A 2069-nucleotide genomic window follows, 5' to 3' on the forward strand; every position below is an offset into this window, starting at 1 on the left:
GCCCATGCACGTGATCGCACTGCCGGCCGGGCCGGCACTGTCCGAATTCCGCCTGCAACGCCTGCATGCGCAGCTGCGGCAGGCCGGTTTGCAGCCGTCGGCGGTCGAGACCCAGCATTTCTACCTCGTGGGCTGCCCCACGCCGCCGACCGTGGTGGCCATGGACAGCCTCAGCCGGCTGCTCGGTGACGTCGGCAACTGGCTGCCGGTCGAAGCCACGGAACAACGGCTGTACGTGGTGCCGCGGCTCGGCACCACCTCGCCGTGGTCCAGCAAGGCCACCGACATCGCCCGCGTCTGCGAGCTGGATTTCCTGCAACGCCTCGAGCGCGGGCGCCTGTACGTGCTGCGCGGCCTGGCCGAGCCGCTACCCGCAGATGCGCTGCGTCAGCTGCACGACCCGATGACGGAGACCGTGCTCACGGATTCCAATGCGCTCGCGCAGGTATTCGATGCGCCACCGGCCCGGCCGCTGCGCACGGTGGACCTGCTCGGCGGCGGGCGCGAGGCCCTCGCGCGCGCCAACCGCGAATGGGGCCTGGCGCTGTCCGACGTTGAAATCGACTATCTCGTCAACAGCTTCGGCCAGCTCCGGCGCAACCCGACCGATGCCGAGCTGATGATGTTCGCGCAGATCAACTCCGAGCACTGCCGGCACAAGATCTTCAACGCGCAGTGGACGCTGGACGGTACGCCGCAGCCGCTGTCGCTGTTCGAGATGATCAAGCAGAGCCACCGTGCCACGCCGCAGGGCGTGCTGTCGGCCTACAAGGACAATGCCGCGGTGGTGCAGGGCACGCGTGCCACGCGCTTCTTCCCGGATGCGAACGGCACCTACCGCGAGGTCGCGGAGGACGTGCATCTCCTGATGAAGGTCGAGACGCACAACCACCCCACCGCCATCTCGCCCTATGCCGGCGCCGCCACCGGCGCCGGCGGCGAGATTCGTGACGAGGCCGCCACCGGTCGTGGCGCGCGCACCAAGGCCGGCCTGTGCGGCTTCACGGTCTCGAACCTGCGCATCCCGGGTTTCGTGCAGCCCTGGGAGCCGGACCATGGCAAGCCGACGCACATCGCCTCGGCGCTGGAGATCATGCTCGAAGGGCCGATCGGGGCGGCCGCCTACAACAACGAATTCGGCCGCCCGAACCTGGCCGGCTATTTCCGCAGCTTCGAGATGGTGGTGCCGGCCAATGGCCATAGCGAGCTGCGCGGTTACCACAAGCCGATCATGATCGCCGGCGGCATGGGCAACGTGCGCCCGCAGCATGTCGAGAAGGAGGCCGTGCCGGACGGCGCCGCCATCGTCGTGCTCGGCGGGCCGGCCATGCTGATCGGCCTGGGCGGCGGCGCCGCGTCCTCGATGCAGGGCGGCACCAGCAGCGCCGAGCTGGATTTCGCCTCGGTGCAGCGCGCCAACCCCGAGATCCAGCGCCGCTGCCAGGAAGTCATCGACCGCTGCTGGGCGCTGGGCGCCGACAACCCGATCCTGTCCATTCACGATGTCGGCGCGGGCGGGCTGTCCAACGCCATCCCCGAGATCGTGCACGCCGACGGCAAGGGCGGGCGCCTCGACCTGCGAAAAATCCCCAGCGCCGACCCGAGCCTGTCGCCGATGGAGATCTGGTGCAACGAGGCGCAGGAGCGCTACGTGCTGGCGATCGAGCCGGCGCGGCTTGGCGTCTTCGAGCAGCTGTGCGCGCGCGAGCGCTGCCCCTTCGCCGTGGTCGGGCAGGCGACGGCCGAGCCGCAACTCAGCATCGTGGATGGCGCCAACCCGAGGCCGGTGGACATGCCGATGCCGGTGCTGCTCGGCAAGACGCCGCGCCTGCAGCGCCAGGTCGGCCATCTGCGCCGCGCCGCGCTGACTTTCGATCCGAGTGGCATCCATATCGCCGAGGCGATCGAGCGGGTGCTGCGGCTGCCGAGCGTGGCCGCCAAGACCTTTCTCATCACGATTGGTGATCGCACGGTCGGCGGCCTGACCGCGCGCGACCAGATGGTCGGGCCCTGGCAGGTGCCGGTGGCGGACGTGGCGGTGACGGCCAGCGGCTATACCGCCTTCAGCG

Annotated in this window: 1 protein-coding gene; it reads left to right on the top strand. The window is 69.8% G+C overall.

Going from position 1 to position 2069, the window contains the following annotated elements; translation table 11 throughout:
* On the top strand, positions 1 to 2069 hold a 2069-nt coding region (purL, locus tag VNJ47_07510), incomplete at both ends, for a phosphoribosylformylglycinamidine synthase (protein HXG28678.1).

Source organism: Nevskiales bacterium (genome assembly GCA_035574475.1).
Taxonomy (GTDB): Bacteria; Pseudomonadota; Gammaproteobacteria; order Nevskiales; family DATLYR01; genus DATLYR01.